A 17640-nucleotide genomic window follows, 5' to 3' on the forward strand; every position below is an offset into this window, starting at 1 on the left:
CAGTGATGGTCTTCTCTTTGTCTTCACCTTCTGGCGTATAAGTGATTTCCAAACTATCAGTACCGTCTGCTGGTGTTACCTCAACGGAACCATCGTCTTTAGGCGTGACAGTTGGAGCAGCTGGCTTGGTCGCTGGAGCAGCTGGGTTGTCTTTGGCTTTACCAGTAACTTCCTCGGAAGTGTTTTCACCCTTCTTATCTTTAGCTTTTACATCACTACCGTCTTTGACTTGCTTTGCTGGAATAGTGACTTTACCAGTTTTTCCGTCAACGGTTACGCCTTCTGGAGTTTCACCAGTCCAGTTTCCATCATTGCCTTTCTTGACAGTGATGGTCTTCTCTTTGTCTTCACCTTCTGGCGTATAAGTGATTTCCAAACTATCAGTACCGTCTGCTGGTGTTACCTCAACGGAACCATCGTCTTTAGGCGTGACAGTTGGAGCAGCTGGCTTCACGGTTATGGTTAGAGTTACGGTGCCGGTTTTTCCTGCCGAGTCGGTTACCGTGAAGGTTAGCTTATGTGTGCCAACTTCCTTCGGCTGCATGTTCTTAACAGTAAGATCCAACACTTGTTCCTGATCAGTGTCAGTGGTTTTTGAAACACTCGCACGACCTTTAAGGATATCATCAGCTTGAAGCAGATTGGCGCTCGTTAATGCCTGTATATAGTTGATTTTTTCAACCTTCACATCATCTTTAGCAACAATGTGAATCTTCAGATCTTGCCCAACTGCTACAGACGATGAAGTAGCAGTAGCAGTGATAGTCGGGGCCTGGGTATCCTTAGGCTTGGTAGCTTGTTTTTTATCACTGTTTTCTGAAGTTAGGTCAAATCCTGGAATTGGTATTTTACCGCCAGGTGTCGTTCCAGGCTTCTTCGTGACAGTCGTTGTTGCATATACGTCGCCTTCAGGGATTTCACCATCAACAGTAATATCCGCTTTACCATTGCTAATCTTTGTAGTAGAGCCGATTTTATTGCCATTTTTATCAAACAGTGTAACTGTTGTAGTAACTTTAGAGTCAGTAGGAATTCCGCTTCCAACAGATACTGTTACTTTCTGCCCTGTCTTCCCAGCAAGATTAGTCAGATCAGTGTCGATAACTGGCTTCTGTGGTTTAACATTGATGGTTACATCTGCAAAACTCTTGGACTTATCGGAGTATATTCCCTTAATCTTTTTTTCATAGGTAAATACGCCAACTGTATCAGTGTTTGGAGCAGATTTGCCGTTCCACGTTAATGTTGGCTTCTTTTCAAGCTTGCCTTCGTCTTTAATCTCGACAAGTTTGTCAATTTCTGTCAATGGCGGTAATTTTTCACCAACGGTAACATCAATGGTTTTACCGGTAAGAGGATGTTTTTCAGCAAGTGTTTTAGTAAATGTGACTTTAACTTTGCGTGTGGTAACGTTGCCAGAGCCATCCTCGGAAGTAATAGTTACTTCCTTGCCGTCCATTTTTTTAGTAACTTTGATGTTGCCTGATGAAAGCGGCTGACTTTCGCTTCCAACACCTTGCTTGGTTATAGATTTGTTTTTTAAACCAGAAATGCTAAACTTCTCAATATAACCCTTGTTATCGGTGGTAGTGAAGCTTAGTTTATCGCCTTCCTTGAGTTCAATGGTCTGATTGTCGGTTATTTCCTTACCATTGTAATAAATTTTTGGCGCTTCTTTGTCATCCTTGTGGCGTTCTAATTTTTTATCTTCGTCAGATTGTGGATCTCGTCCAGAAACCCACGCGTAGGATGAGCTTGTTGTTCTTCCATATGTTGCAGAATCTGCCCAAGTCCAAGCATTATGTATATTAGCGTACTTTTCATCATACGTCGTAGCTTTTTCGTTAATTGCTGTATCGTTAAGCTTTACTGCGGCATGCATATGGAATGCAAGATTTACTTCTGTAGTTTGAATACCTATTCCATAATTCTTACTACTATATGGGGGCTCTGGGTAAGTTGCTTTACCAATAGCGTAATCTTCAAAATTTCCATGGAATAGATTCTTCATATCTGTTTTATATTTGTTTTCGCTTACCAGATTCGGTCCTAAACTATAATGGAATCTTGAAGGATTTCCTGCACCGAAGTTCTTCTCGTTATCGCTAAGTAAGTTTATAGATGTTGACTGATTGTCTACTTTTTCAAACTTGGCAAAATCGCGCGAAAGAGTAAAGTTCATCTTGCGTTTTAATTTGTCATTTTGTGATGCATCTTTAAGTTTGTAAGCGTCAAAACGTAAGTCGCGAATTGTGTCGCTCGCATACGAACCATCGGAGTTCAACTTAGCAATTTGGTACGGTACTTGCCATATATACCACTGCCTCTTTGAATTTTTTACCATCGATTGAGCATCATTGTTGAAGAACACGTCGAATACAAGATATTTAGCACCATCTATTGTTTCGATATGTGCATACATATCCGTTTTTTTAATCAGAGTATTGTGCTCATCGCTACCATAATCGTCGGAATTCATTGTCTTTTTATCTTTATTTTCATCATTAGTAGCACGATAACGCTGGAACTCAAGAATACTAGGAGTTTTGAGCCATTCTGGATTGTTAACAACTACATCAGCTTCACGATTTTGAGACTCAGCAACCGCGCTATTCGTAAGACTTCTAGCCGTTGCGTTGTACGTTGTTGTAGTAATTGTGGTTGTTGGAACAGCCATAGCAGGCTGGCTGCCTAAGCAGGTTGCTGCTGTCAGTAAAGCAGCCATTGTTGCTAACGGAAGCGTGTGTACTTTGTGTGCAGAACGCTTTCTAGAAGATTTTGATGATGATGTATGTTTTGAAGGATTAGTGGTAGTCATAACAATCTCCTTAATTTTCCCTAATCTTTAACGAATTTTTAAACAAATAAATAGAACGAATTATATGACAAATTTTGCCAGTGCTAGTAATAAAACTCTCTATTTAAACAGGTCTATCTAAAAATTCTATCATTTTTTGTTATTTTCCATAATATTTTTCAGTTTGAAATTAGTTTAGACTGTAAAATTTCCTACGGGGGGGGGGGTGAACTAAATGAAAATTTTTTGCAAAATGTTATAATAATATAATTTTTAATAAAATTTCTTATTATTTTCGTAATCTGTAATACGTCTTATGGTGTGTTGCAGATATGTGATTGGGTAATTTCTAAACAAATGTTGTAGTTTATTACCTCACTATAATTTTGATACTAAATCGTTTAGTGCTTTGTCGAATTCAGACATTTTGTTTTCTTGATTAAAGATAAAGAGCAAGAAATCAGGCTCAAAACGTTCGAAAGAGCTGCGTCAAATAAGCGATGCTCAAAGTTAGCAAATAGCTATTATTTAAGTATTGGCAAAGTATTTTATGTGATTTTATGTGAACGTTCACAAAACGCCGTATAAATGCATTATGCGGTCACAATACATTGATACACTAGAGAAATGAATTGAGTGTTTTATTGTTTTTATTGTTAAAGCGCTCATGAAAAAGTAAACAGAAATAGAAATAGGTAGGCATTATGCGTAAAGCCAAAATTGTTGATACCATTGGTCCAGCTACAGAATCGTTGGAAGGTATTACCAAGCTTGTTGAAGCTGGTATGGATGTTGCTCGTTTGAACCGTTCTCACGGCACTCCTGAAGATCATTTGCGCGTTTACAACAATGTTCGTGCAGCTTCCAAGTCCACTGGCCGCAATGTTGCTGCTCTTGTTGATTTGCAGGGTCCAAAGATTCGCTGTGGTTGGTTCAAGAAGAACTCTGATGGTGAAGATAAGGTTTATTTGGAAGAAGGCCAGGAGTTCATCATTACTACTGATGATGTTGAAGGCGACGAGCATCGCACTTCCACAACCTTCAAGGGCTTGCCAGGAGATTGCCATGCAGGCGACCCAATTCTTATTGATGATGGTAAGGTTCGTCTTGAGGTAACTAAGGTTGAAGGCAACGACGTTCACACTAAGGTTATTGTTGCTGGCCCAGTTTCCAGTCACAAGGGCATTAACCTTCCAGGCGTTGCAGTTTCTCTTCCAGCTTTGACCGAAAAGGATGAGTCTGATCTTCGTTGGGCTATTCGCACTGGCGCTGACATTATTGCTATGTCCTTCGTGCGTTTTGCTACCGATATTGATCGCGCTCACGAAATCATGGACGAAGAAGGTCGTCGTATTCCAATCGTCGCCAAGATTGAAAAGCCACAGGCTGTTGAAAACTTGGAAGAGATTGTTAAGACCTTCGATGGCATTATGGTTGCTCGTGGTGATATGGCTGTGGAAATGCCTCTTGAAGAGGTTCCACTTGTTACCAAGCGCTGCATTGAGCTTTCTCGCCGTTATGCAAAGCCAGTTATCGTTGCTACTGAAGTTCTTGGCACAATGGTTAACTCTCCAGTACCAACTCGTGCAGAAGCTTCCGATTGCGCTAACGCTGTTCTCGATGGTGCTGACGCAACAATGACTTCTAACGAAACTGCTGTTGGTAAGTATCCAGATGTTACTGTAAAGACTATGTCTCGCATTTCTCAGTATGCTACCGAGAATGGCTATGATCGCATTCCTGCAGTTGAGCTTGATATGTCTAGCACCGGCGCAGTTTCTTCTGCAGCTGTTGATTTGGCAGATAAGCTTAACGCTAAGGCTATTGTTGCCTACACTCAGACTGGTCGTACGGTTCATCGTATTTCCCGCGAACGTCCAACTGCTCCAATCTACGGATTGACCAACAATGAGCACACTTATCACTGGTTGGCTTTGAGCTGGGGTACTGAAGGATTCTTGATTAGTGAAGATTATCACGATATGAATCGTCACGATTTGATGATTTTCACTGACAAGGTTCTTCGTGAGGCTGGTAAGGTTTCAGATGGTGACCAGATTGTTATCTTGAGCACTGCTCAGGGTGAGCGTCAGGCTGGCCGTACTGACTCCATCTACGTTCACACAGTTGGTGCTTGCGACTAATATTACGCGGTTTTACACATGCGTTTAGTATGATTTAATTTTTTAATTATTTACTTGCGTATGTGTAGGACGTATAACGTGTAACGTATAAGTTGTGACTTGTAATGCGCGCTTCCTATCTGTAGGTTGCGCGCATTGCTTGTATTTAATCGCAAATATTCAATATTGCGACACGCGCAAAACGCCTTAACTATTTGCATGCAGCTTAAAGTGTGCTATAGTCAACAAGTCGCAAAAAATTGCGAAAAATTGAAGATGCCCCTGTATCCCAATTGGTAGAGGAAACAGCCTCAAAATCTGTGCAGTGTGAGTTCGAGTCTCACCGGGGGCACGTGCACAACGTCACTTAGCTTGCTGAGTGACGTTTTTTATTTCGTTTTAATATTCAGACATAAACAGTAAAGCGTATAATAATAAAAGCATTTTCGCACAATAAAACAATGAATGTGCTGTACGTGATGTGAAAGGAACAAAGATGATCCGCAGTGCAAAATTGCAAGTAGGTAAGCGTAAAAAAAGTAATTATGCTAGCGAACTAATCAATAATTACAAGCATAAATTAATGTTTGTATTTGCGTCATTCGCTGCTGTAGCAACAATATTAATGTGTGTGTTTACCATTGTTCCAAACTCTTCGGCATTTGCTTCAACTAAATCAACAAACAGCCTTCCACAAAAAGGCGTTATTGTTACAGCTTTTCAGCAAAACTGGAGGAGTATTGCCAAGGAGTGCAAAGAAACGTATGGTCCTGAAGGCGTTAAGTACGTTCAGGTGTCTCCTCCGGAGGATCATATTAAAGGAAAAGCGTGGTGGACTTCTTACCAGCCTGTTAGTTACAATCTAAATTCCAAGCTTGGTACTGAAGCTGAGTTTAAGAATATGATTACTACGTGTAAAGCTGCGAAGGTTGGAATTATTGTTGACGCTGTTATTAACCACATGACTGGTGCTGACAATAAAGATACTGTGGGAGTTGGTGGTAGTAAGTATGATGCAGCAAATCAGAGCTATCCTGATGCTGGTTACACGAAAGATGATTTTCATCAAATAGATAAAGATATTTACACGTATAGTGATGCTCAAGTAGTTTGGAATTATCGTTTAGTTGGTTTGCTTGATTTGGATACTTCTAAGCCGCATGTGCAGCAAACTCTTGGTAATTATTTTGCAAAATTGCTAAAAATGGGTGTAGCTGGCTTCCGCGTGGACGCTGTTAAGCATATTGCTCCAAACGAGATGAAAGCTATTAAGAAGGCTGCATCTGATGCTAGTGGTGTTAAGCCTGAAAACATTTGGTGGATGCAGGAAACGATTGGGGATAGCAATGGGGCGAAAGAAAATCAGCCAGATAAATATGTTGGAACTGGTGAAGTAGACGAGTTTGAGTACTCATACCGTTTGCGAAATTATTTCTCTGGTTCAATAGACAATTTGAAGCATATTGCAGATGGTCTTATTCCTAATAAGAGTGCTGCTATTTTTGTTACAAATTGGGATACTGAGCGAGATAATGCCACAAGCGTTCTTACTTACAAAGATGGCAAATTATATGAGCTTGCGAACGCTTTTATGCTTGCTTATCCGTATGGTACGCCAAATATTTACTCTGGATATAAGTTTAGTGAGCGAGATGAAGGTGCTCCTGGTGCAACTGAAACGTCTGTTCCTGATGCAAGTTGTGGTAAGGATTCAAAGTGGCAGTGCACTCAACGATTGGCTTCAATTCGAGGCATGATTGGCTTCTATAATGCTGTTAAAGGTACGAAAGTAACTAAGTGGCAGGATGATGAAAGCAATAATATTGCTTTTAGCCGCGGAAATAAGGGTTTCTTCGCTATTAATAATGACGATAAGCAAAATGATGTTGGTTACAATACTGATTTGCCAGATGGCGAGTATTGCAATGTTTATGCATCAAAGAATTGCGAAAAAACTGTAACTGTTAGCGGTGGGAAAGTTGAAACAACTATTCCTTCTCATTCTGCAGTGGCATTGCATGTTAATGCTGTAAAGCACTTTGGTAGCAATTCTGCAATTAATAAAATACTTCTGGTATTTGTTGCTATTTTTGTAGCTTTGGTTGTTACTTTGGTTTTGCGATTTAAAAAAGACAAAGCTGATGTTGAAAGTGCAGCTAAGTAGTACCAACACAACTGCAGTTTTTAATTGTTTATTGCAATATTGTCAATATGTCGGTGATATAATTGCCTCCGCTTATATGCGCATTTATGCGTGGCTAGCAACATAGCCGTACTAGCCACCGTTTGCGTATTTAAGCTATTAGTGCGTCCAAAGAAGAAACGCGCTAATGCCAACGGAGGAAAGGAAACTGATGAGTCATCGTCGACACTTTGCATCGAAGATGGTTGCTGTTGTTGCGTCTGTTGCAATGCTTGTAACTGGTTTTGCTGTTACAATTAGCGCAAACGCTGCGACTAGCGGGGAGTCTAGCAATAGCAAAGAAACTTCTTCGAATGTAACTCTTAAAGGTAAAGGTGTTATTGTTACTGCATTCCAGCAGAATTGGAAGAGTATTGCTCAAGAATGCGAACAAACGTATGGTCCTGAAGGTGTGAAGTATGTGCAAATTTCGCCTTCTCAGGATCATATTAAAGGTAAAGCTTGGTGGACTTCGTATCAGCCTGTGAGCTATAAGCTTGATTCTAAACTTGGCACTGAAGCTGAGTTTAAAGATATGATTAAAACTTGCAAGGCAAAGGGCGTGGGGATTATTGCAGATGCTGTAATTAATCACATGGCTGGCGCTGATAATAAAGATAAAGTCGGTGTTGGTGGAAGTAAGTATGATGTGTCTACTCAGACTTTTGAAGATGCTGGATATAAAAAGGATGATTTCCATCAAGATAATAGGAATATTGAGCATTATAACAATGCGGAGGAAGTGTGGAATCGCAGGCTTGTAGGCTTACTTGATTTGGATACTTCTAAGCCGCATGTTCAGCAAGTTTTAGGTAAGTATTTTGCAGATTTGTTGAAGCTTGGTGTTGCTGGTTTTCGTGTGGATGCTGTAAAACATATTTCTACAGAAGATATGAGGGGCATTAAAGCTTCTGCTATAAAGCAATACAACGAAAGTGTTGAAGATAGCAAAAAGATTAATGACATCTGGTGGATGCAGGAAACTATTGGCAATCCTTCAGAAGCTCAACAAATTCAGCCAGCTGCGCATTTGAATGAAGGCGAAGTTAACGAGTTTGGCTACTCTTACCAGCTTATGCAAAGTTTCAAAGGCTCGCTGATGAAGGCAAGCAAGCCTCTGAACAAAATTCAAGACGGAATGGTTAAGAGCGATAAAGCTGCTATTTTCGTTACGAACTGGGATACAGAGCGCGGTAACAGCGTGCTTACGTATAAGGACGGTCGTCGTTACACTTTAGCAAACGCTTTCATGCTCGCGTGGCCATACGGCACTCCAAACGTGTATTCCGGATACAAGTTCGATAAGAATGATGATGGTGCTCCTGGTGCAACTGAAACGTCTATTCCGGAAGTAACTTGTGGTGCTAATTCAAAGTGGCAGTGCACTCAGCGTTGGACTTCTATTCGCGGAATGATTGGATTCTACAATGCTGTTCAAGGTGCGAAAGTCACAAATTGGCAGGATGATGGCGATAACAACATTGCTTTTAGCCGCGAAAAGAAGGGCTTCTTAGCAATCAACAATTCGCTTGACGAAAAAGAAGTTTCTTATAAGACTGATTTGCCTGATGGTGAGTACTGCAATGTGTATGCTGCAGGTGACTGCTCTAAGACTGTTAAAGTTGAAAAAGGTGAAGTTAAAACCAAGATTGGCGCTCGCGAAGCAGTAGTATTGCACGTTGATGCAACAAAAGCTAATCATCCAAAAGGCTCTGCCACTGATCCATCTGATCCTAAATATGGTGAAGAAAAGCCTGATGCAGGTATGCCAGAAGATCCTACAACAACTATTTACTTTAAGCCAGATGAAAAGTTTAAAGATAAAAAAGTATATGTTCATTACGGCATAGGCTCAAGCTGGACTCAAGCTCCTGGCGATGAGATGAAGAAGGCTTGCGATGGTTGGTATAAGAAGACAATTAGAACCAATGGCAAAGCTTATGAAGCAGTGTTTAACGATGGCAATGGTTACTGGTATCACGAAGGAGATAATAATAACTTTAAGATTCCAGCTCACACTGATTCGTATGTAGCTCAAGATCACAAGGGTAGCGTTGGAGTAAATCCTTGCCCAGTAGCATATAATCCAAAGACCACTGTTCGCATCCACTACGCACAAAAAGTGAGTGATACTCGCAATATTGGCGTTTATTTGTGGGGCAAAGACAAGGATGGTAAAGATTTACCTGGAGCTTGGCATGAGTTCAATGGCAGTGATAAATTCGGCAAAGTTTTTGAAACTACGGTTGATGGTTCTTTTGAAAACAAGTCACTTTCCTTTATTACTACTACAAAAGATTGGAATAAAGACGGTGGCGATCGTGCTATTGAAAACTGCGCAAGTGGTCTTGCTGAAGCTTGGGTAACAGGCGGAACGGGTACTACGCAGTTTGCTGCTCCAGACAATCTTAAGAAGAAGCCAAAAGAGCTAAAGGTAACAGTTCATTATCGCAGGAATGCTGGCGATTATGAAGGCTGGAACATGTGGACTTGGAATGACGGAACCGGTGGTACTGCTCGTTACTTCACTTCGCATGACGATTATGGCAAAGTTGCAACCTTCACTGCTAAGAATGATGCTGGTATTGACAGTGTTGGTTTCAAAGTTAGAAAGTCTACGCCAAATAATGCTTGGGATAAACAAGATCCTAGCGATCGCAGTATTCCAAACAACGCGATTAAGCTAGATCCAAATGATCCAAACAAGGGTAGCGTTGAAGTCTGGTTAATGCAAGATGACATGACAGTATACTTAAACGCTACTATGCCACAACTTACAGCTCACGTAATGTCTGCTGATATTGCTGGCTTAAAGAAGTTAGCTGTAAAAGTATCTGGTGACGTGTCTTCTGTAAAAGACTCTGACGTAACGCTTTTGGATGCTAGTGAAAATCCTGCCAAGACTGTTGAGCTTAATTCTGTTAAAGCTAATGGTTCAGAGATTACTATTGAAACCAAGAATGAACTTAATATTAAACATAAGTATGAGTTGAGTATTAAGGGATTAGCTAAAGATATTAAGCTTTCTGCTTCCTCAAAAACTGGTGCTAGTGTAATTCGTACCGATGAATTCGATAAGAAATATGCTTATACTGGCGATGATTTAGGTGCTGTGTATTCTGCTTCTTCAACTACTTTCAAGCTTTGGGCTCCAACAGCAACTGAAGTAAAGCTGATTACTTATAAGTCGACTGCTGAAAAAGCTGAAAAAGACAAAGAAACAGCTATGAAAGCAGAAGATCATGGTGTATGGTCTGTAAAGCTCGATGGTGATAAAGCTAATACAGCTTACGCATATGAAGTTCATTTTGCTGATGGCACAGTGAATGTTTCTGCTGATCCTTATGCGAAAGCTTCAGTAGTAAACGGTGAACGTTCTGTTGTATTAGCAGATAAAGACGCTGGTAGCGCTGGAAATCGTATGCCAAGCTTTACGAATCCAAGTGACGCAACAATTGCAGAAATGGATGTTCGTGACTTCTCAATCAATCCAAACTCTGGTATTAGCGATGCTCATCGTGGTAAGTATCTTGGCGTAATAGAAGCAGGTACGAAAACTACAGATAAGCATAATGTTTCTGGGTTGGATTATTTGAAGTCTCTTGGTGTCACTCACGTGCAAATCATGCCAATGTATGATTTTGGTTCTGTGAATGAAACTGGTGACTTGAGCTATGGAAAGCAAGGTGCTCAAAACTGGGGGTATGATCCGCAAAACTACAATGTTCCTGAAGGGTCTTACTCTACGAATCCTGCTAATCCAACAGCGCGAGTTAAGGAAGCTAAGCAAATGATTGCTGGTCTTCATAAAGCTGGTTTGCGTGTGATTATGGATGTTGTTTACAACCATGTTTATAGCGCACAAAATCATTCGTTTAACAAGACGGTTCCTGGATACTACTTCCGTTATAAGGATGGCGCTCTGAATGGTAATTCTGGATGCGGTAACGATACTGCTTCTGAGCGTCAAATGATGCGCAAGTATATTTTAGATTCTGTAAAGTATTGGGCTACGCATTACAACCTTGACGGCTTCCGATTTGATTTGATGGGCTTAATTGACCTGAAGACTATGCAGGAAGTGCGTGCTGAGCTTAATAAGATTGATCCTTCAATTATTGTGCTCGGTGAAGGCTGGGATATGAATGAACTGCTTCCTAAGAGTGATTCTACTATTCAGCCAAATGGCTATAAGATTCCAGGAGTAGCGTTCTTTAACGATTCCTTCCGTGATTCTGTAAAAGGTTCTGTGTTTGGTGATGCGTCTACTGGTTTTGTAAATGGCAATACAGATAAAGGTGTTAAGGCTTTGCTTGAGCATAATTTGCTTGGTTGCCAATTTGGCACGAGTACTGTTAAGTGCTCGAATAGTAATGCTGAAACGCACTTTGCTGATGCAGGACAAGTAGTTCAGTATGTTGAAGCTCACGATAACTTGTCGTTGTACGATAAGCTAAAGGTTTCTGCGCCTAAAGACACTGAAGACGTACGATTGAGGCGAGTAAAGCTTGCAAATTCAATGATTTTGCTTTCTCGTGGCATGCCGTTTATTCAGCTTGGTCAGGAATTCTTAAGAAGCAAGAACGGTAATTCTAATAGCTACAATGCTGGCGATAAAGACAATGCTCTTGATTGGAATCGTGCTGCTGACAAATCTGATTCCGTGAACTATTTCAAGGGATTGTTGAAGCTACGCAAGAGCATTAAATCTCTTCGTGATTTTGATTATGCAACAATTAACAAGAACATGAAGATGATTGATGGCACTCCTGATGGTGTAATTGCTTACACGCTTAAAGATGCAGATAAGCAGTACGTTGTAGTGTTCAATGCTAATAATGCTGAAACTCAAGTAAAGATTCCAGCAGGAAAGTATTCTGCTCTTGTTGCTAATGGCAAAGTTAATGATGGTGCTCAAGAGGCTAATGTTTCTGCTGACGGAACATATAAGGTTGCTGCTCTTTCGACTGCTGTGTTGCTTAATGCTGAAAAGAAGAGTGAGCCTGTGACTCCTGTAACTCCTACACCTCAACCGCCTGCTCCAGGCCCACAGCCTCAGCCTCAGCCAGCTCCTGGTCCTGTAAATCCTCAGCCGGCGCCTCAGCCAGCTCCTGTAAATCCTCAGCCTGCTCCGGTGAATCCTCAGTCTGGTTCTGGAACTCAACATGGATCGCAGCAACCTTCTGTAGAAACTCATAATACTCAGCAAGGTAATCCTCAGACGGAGAATACTCAGCAAGGAAATACGCAGCCTTCAGTTAAAAATAAGCATGAGTCTGCTCCTGCTAATAAGACTCCAGAGCATGTTAATTCTGAAGATACTGCTAAATCCGAAAACACTGGAAAGACTGGAAAAACTGAGAAGCCTGCTCAGGTTGAGAATCATGCTCAAAAGGCTGAGACTTCCACTTCAGCACCAGATCCATCTGCTCCAGCTCCTGAAGCTCCTGTAACTGTTAAGCAGCTTAAGCCAGAATTAAAGGGCACGCTTACTGTAGGTAGCAATGATGTTGCAACAGCCGGTGTTGTGAACAATGTGAGTATTCATGTTGTAAACAGTGAATTTACCGAACGATTGAAGAAAGACGGTGTAGTTTATGCATACGCATACATTTACTCCTCTCCTCGCTTACTTAAGAGCGCAAATGGTTCTAAGTATGTAACTGTTCGAATGGTAAATGGTGTTCCTCAGTTTGACGCAATCTTCCCAGCAGGATATTCCGGAAAGCATACAGTTGTGTTGATTGATGATCATGGTAATCAAGTTGCATGGACGTACATAACCGTTCTAAATAACGATATTGTTAAAAAATCGCAAGAATTAAGCGCTACAGGTAGCAGCATAATTCAGATTGTATTTATTTGTGCAATATTGTTGGTCGTGGCTAGTGCGTCCTTTATTAAAGTAAAGCGAAATAAGAATATATAAAAGAAGGTATAGAATCAAAAAGTATATTAAGCTTGAGCTAATTATGCAAGTACTTGCATAATGCTGTGAGAAAGAAGAACGTATGTTTTGCATCAACTGTGGAGCTTTAATTAAGGATAATACACGGTTCTGTTCTCGTTGTGGAGCAGCTGTTAATGCTTCTGCAGAAAATGATCAGCAGAACAATACGCAGAATCAGCAGAGTTCTCAGAATCAGCAGAGTTCTCAGAATCAGCAAAGTATGCGTAACAACATGCCTCAAGCTTACAAAGCTGAGCCGTATAATGCTAATGCTGCAGCATCAGCCACTTATACGGCATCAGCTATTCCTTCGTCTTCTCGCGGTGGCGGCCTATTTTCTGGATTTGATGTTTTTTCAAATGAGGAATTAAAGGATAAAAGAAATATAGTTCTTTCTATTACAATAGTTATATCTTTTATTCTTTCTTGTATTTTTGGCTGCTTAATTTGGGATTTTATTCATCCGGGTCAAATTCCTTATTCAAAGCTTCGCAGTGAGCTTACTCAATCGCACAAGTATGAAGATTATACGCTAAAAATTGTTAATTCCGACGTTTCTCAATATCCGCACGTTAAATTGTACTTTTCTCTTACGGATAGCAGTGGAAAAGCGCTTGAAATTGACTCTCCAACTGCTGCAATTCGCGAAAAAATTGGTGGCGGCAAAGAAGTAGAACGCCTTATTCATAAGGTTGAGCGAATTAAAGACAATCAAGGTGTTAATTACGAGATTCTTCTTGATAAATCTGGCTCAATGGATTCTTCAATCGACACTATGAAGAAAACAATGAGTGATTTTGTGCGCAATCTCAACTATAAGGTTGGAGATAAAGGAGAGCTTATATCTTTCGATAGCTACCTCATGTATATGGCAACATACACAAACGATAAAAATCGACTTCTTACAGGTATCGATAATATGACACCTTACGGAATGACTGCCTTGTATGATGCTCTATACACTGGTGTTACTAATGCTTCAAACCATCCAGGCTTTAACTGTGTTATTGCTTTTACAGACGGTTTGGATAATGAAAGCACTCATACTGCGGATGAGGTTATTGCGCTCGCAAAAGAAAAGGGAATACCAGTTTATTTGATTGGTACAACTGATGCTGATTCTAGCGTATTGCAAAATATTGCAAACGAAACAAACGGCTACTTCTGGGATATTAATTCTATTTCAGATATGAAAGATGTAATGAATAGAATTAGAGTTAATCAAGATAATGTTTATTGCCTTGAATACGATTCTGATTCCTCAACAAATCCTTATGTTGATCGTGTAGTTTCTGCTTTGCTTGCAGATTCGAAGAATCATAAGTCTGGTGGAATTGGTGACGATTTAGCGTTTAAGCCAGTGAAGAGGAAGACTTATAAGAAGAGTGGTTCTCGTTTTGTTCTTCATAAGGGAGATGTAACTTGGACCGAAGCTAATAGTGCATGCATGCAAGATGGCGGATACTTAGTAACTCTTACAGACAAGAGTAAGGAAACTAAGGTTATAAATATGGCTAAGAAGGAAGGTGTCAAGTATGTGTGGATTGGCGGTTACACCTCTCAGCGCGAAAATGGTGACGTGTATGCACACTGGGTTACTGGTGAAAAAGTAAAGTATCAAAATTGGTTGCCGGGTGAGCCAAGTCGAAATGATAAAGATGGTGAACCTGAGTTTTATCTTATGCTTTGGAGATTAAATGACGAATGGTCTTGGAACGATCAGCGCGACAACCTATTTACAAATCCTACACTGCGCAAAACATTTAGCGGTAAGACAGGCTACGTGTGCGAAGTGAATAAATACTAATAAATAATTTCAATAGTATTTTTATTATTAGTGAATTAGGGGAAAGCTTATGCGTAAGCAACAGCCGCGTAAATTGCAAAGCGTGCCGCATACTGTAACTGGTCGCACAGTACAGTATAGGGGTGCATTGCATAATCAGCGAGTAGAAAAAGTTGCGTCGAGGAATCATTTCGCTTCTATTTTTGCGATTATTATTGCGGTTGCTTTAATAGCAGTGTCTATGTGTGCTGCAGTACATGTTATGCGCTCGCAATTCTTTAGCCATTCTAATAGAACTGCTATTAAGAGTCCTAAAGAGTTAGCAATAGAAGCAGAAAAGCGCGAGGCTTTAATTAAAGCTCATAAAAAGCTGGCTCGTAGGGGAGTTGATTCCAATAGCGCAGAAGTTAGAAGCGTGCTTTCAAAAATGTCTCTTGAAGATAAAGTTGCGCAAATGTTTGTTGTAAAACCTGAGGAATTAGTTGGCATAAACTGGACTGTAACTTCTTCTGGAGCACAAATGCAGCAGACTTTTAACTCCTTGCCTGTTGGCGGAATAATGTATACGAGAGAAAATATTCAAAGTCCTGAACAGACTAAAAGTATGATTTCTAAATTGCAAGAAATGAGTAATGCTCGTGTATCATTGCCTGCAATTGTCAGCGTTGATGAAGAGGGTGGAACTGTTGCAAGAGTTAGTTCTAATCCTCAAATGGGAGTGAATACTTCTCCTAATATGAGAGATATTGGCGTTACTAAGAAAATGCGTAAAGCTTATAAAGCTGGAGCATATATTGGTAAATATCTCCATGATTTTGGCTTTAATGTTGATTTTGCCCCTGTTGCAGATGTGCTAACTAATCCAGATAATAATCTTATGAAAAAGCGCTCATTTGGTTCTAGCCCAAAGCTTGTGGCTAGTATGACTGACGCGTTTACGGATGGTTTGCAAGAAAATCATGTTTTTGCTACGTATAAGCATTTTCCTGGTCATGGCTCAACTTTTGAAGATTCTCACAAAGGTACTACAGTTTCGAATCAAACTCCATTTTCTTTAAGAAAAGTAGATTTAGTTCCATTCAAAGATGCTGTAGATACTGGCGTTAAGTTTATTATGGTTAGTCATGTGTCGTATCCGAAGATTACGGGAGATGATACTCCAGCTAGTATGTCGGAAATGATTGTTACAGGTTTAGCTCGTAAAAAGCTTGGCTATAACGGTATTCTGATTTCTGATTCTTTAGGAATGGGAGCAATATCTTTACGTTATGCTCCTTCAAGCGCTGCAATTACTGGGATTAAAGCAGGTCTTGATATGTTACTTTCTCCTGCAAATTTGCGTCAGGCTTACTATTCTGTTGTTAATGCTGTTCGTAGAGGAGAAATCCCTGAGTCTAGAATTGATGATTCTGTAAAACGAATTATTGCTGTAAAATTGCAGATTGCTAAATATCAAAAACTTTCTAAATAGCAAACGAATTACTGATAATTACCGATAATTACTAAGAATAACTAAGAATTCTAATAATATTTTCCGTTTGTGCGCGTGTTGTGTTTGCATTTGTACTTTCATGGTGTTAGCATCATTTCAACACAAACGAATATCGAATATTTCGGTTGAGGTTTGTGCGTTAACCACAGCTAGTTAATGAGTTTAGGAGGCAGTCATCATGCGTAACATGAACATGAATGCTGAATCTATGAATACTCTTAACGCTGCTCGTATGTGGTGGTGGCAGTCTTCTCTTTGGCGTGAGTTTACTCTGAAGTTTTAGAAGCTGCATATAAAAGCTTGTAGAAGACCTCCGGGGTAAGCCCGGGGGTCTTTTTGTATACAAGCTTAAATTTAAAAAATAACCAAGTCACAAATCACAAACCACAACAAAATATTCGATAGCTTTATATGAATAATATAAAGCCCAAATAAGGAGAGAAATCATGGCTCAAGAAATTAACGAAACCGTTAAGGAAGCTTATAACAATGGTGCAAACGCAACTACAGATGCTGCAGCTGTAATGATGCAAAATGTAAAAGTTAAGAATCACGCATTAGATATTACTTCGTTAGTTTTAGTTGCAGTACTTTTTGCAGCAGGATGTATTCTTGACTTTACTGTTGCAAAATCTCTTTCTATTGGAAATATTCAGCCTGAGTTTGTTATTGCTTCGTTCTGCTTGTCAATTTTGCTCGTTAGGCCGAAGATTTACCAGGGAGCTATTATTGGTGCTCTTGCAGCAACATTAATTCAATTTAATACTTCAATTCCATTCCTTGAGTATGCTTGCGATATTCCAGCTGCAATCATTATGACTGCAATATTAATTGGTTATATTCGCGTGTTCCCAAAGGATGCAGCTCGTAAAGTAAGCGTATTCCCATTCATCTCTACTTTTATTACGACTGTAATTTCTGGTTGCATTTTTGCTCTTATTGCTGCTTTCTTCATTCTTCACTCTCCAAATATGGTAATGGTGATGCTTCCAATTATTTTGGGTACAGCAGTATTTAATGCGATTGTTGTTGAAGTACTTTACACTCCGTTGAAGATTGTATTGCATAAGTAAATCAATTTTTATACAAATTATTTTGCATAAAATGTGTTTTTATTGCACTTAGTATGCATGAATGATTGCAGTGTATAGAAAAATAAAGGTATAAAAGTAAGTTGATGCCAGTCGTATTGCGATTGGCATCAACTTGCATGTTGGTAAATAGTTTGAGTTTGATTGGTGTGTTACAGTTATGGATGGTACGCATCAGCAAAACGAACTTATTGCTGGCAGAAAATTAGTTGAACAAGC

6 protein-coding genes, 1 tRNA gene and 1 pseudogene are annotated in these 17640 nt (G+C 39.9%); 7 read left to right on the forward strand and 1 reads right to left on the reverse strand.

The genetic code is table 11. The annotated features are described in order from the left end of the window. Positions 1-2818: pseudogene (locus ACLD6A_RS00895) on the reverse strand (hypothetical protein); the annotation flags it as partial. Between the two features lie 683 nt (positions 2819-3501). Here ACLD6A_RS00895 and pyk point away from each other — a divergent pair. The 7 genes from pyk (at position 3502) to ACLD6A_RS00930 (ending at position 17403) form a co-directional block, all read left to right on the forward strand. Beyond that, the gene (gene pyk / locus ACLD6A_RS00900) at positions 3502-4941 is read left to right on the forward strand and encodes a pyruvate kinase (protein WP_116793945.1); all 1440 of its coding nucleotides are present in this window, start codon (positions 3502-3504) and stop codon (positions 4939-4941) included. 257 nt (positions 4942-5198) lie between these two features. After that, positions 5199-5272 (forward strand) — tRNA-Leu (locus ACLD6A_RS00905). 144 nt (positions 5273-5416) lie between these two features. Further along, positions 5417-7084: an alpha-amylase gene (locus ACLD6A_RS00910; RefSeq protein WP_410313318.1), complete on the forward strand. Its 1668-nt coding sequence runs from the start codon at positions 5417-5419 to the stop codon at positions 7082-7084. Positions 7085-7304: 220 nt separating this feature from the next. Beyond that, entirely contained in the window at positions 7305-13031 is a 5727-nt protein-coding gene (gene pulA, locus ACLD6A_RS00915; protein WP_410313604.1) for a type I pullulanase, read from the forward strand. 82 nt (positions 13032-13113) lie between these two features. Further along, the gene (locus tag ACLD6A_RS00920; RefSeq protein ID WP_004134827.1) at positions 13114-14859 is read left to right on the forward strand and encodes a VWA domain-containing protein; all 1746 of its coding nucleotides are present in this window, start codon (positions 13114-13116) and stop codon (positions 14857-14859) included. A 49-nt stretch (positions 14860-14908) separates the two neighbouring features. Beyond that, a complete protein-coding gene (locus ACLD6A_RS00925) occupies positions 14909-16309 on the forward strand; it encodes a glycoside hydrolase family 3 protein (RefSeq protein ID WP_004134829.1) in 1401 nt (466 codons plus the stop codon). A 467-nt stretch (positions 16310-16776) separates the two neighbouring features. Then, complete coding sequence (locus ACLD6A_RS00930) at positions 16777-17403, forward strand: hypothetical protein (protein WP_004134831.1); 627 nt, start codon at positions 16777-16779, stop codon at positions 17401-17403. Positions 17404-17640 lie beyond the last annotated feature (237 nt).

Origin of the sequence: Gardnerella sp. Marseille-Q9691, assembly GCF_046507715.1 — a bacterium.
GTDB lineage: Bacteria > Actinomycetota > Actinomycetes > Actinomycetales > Bifidobacteriaceae > Bifidobacterium > Bifidobacterium greenwoodii.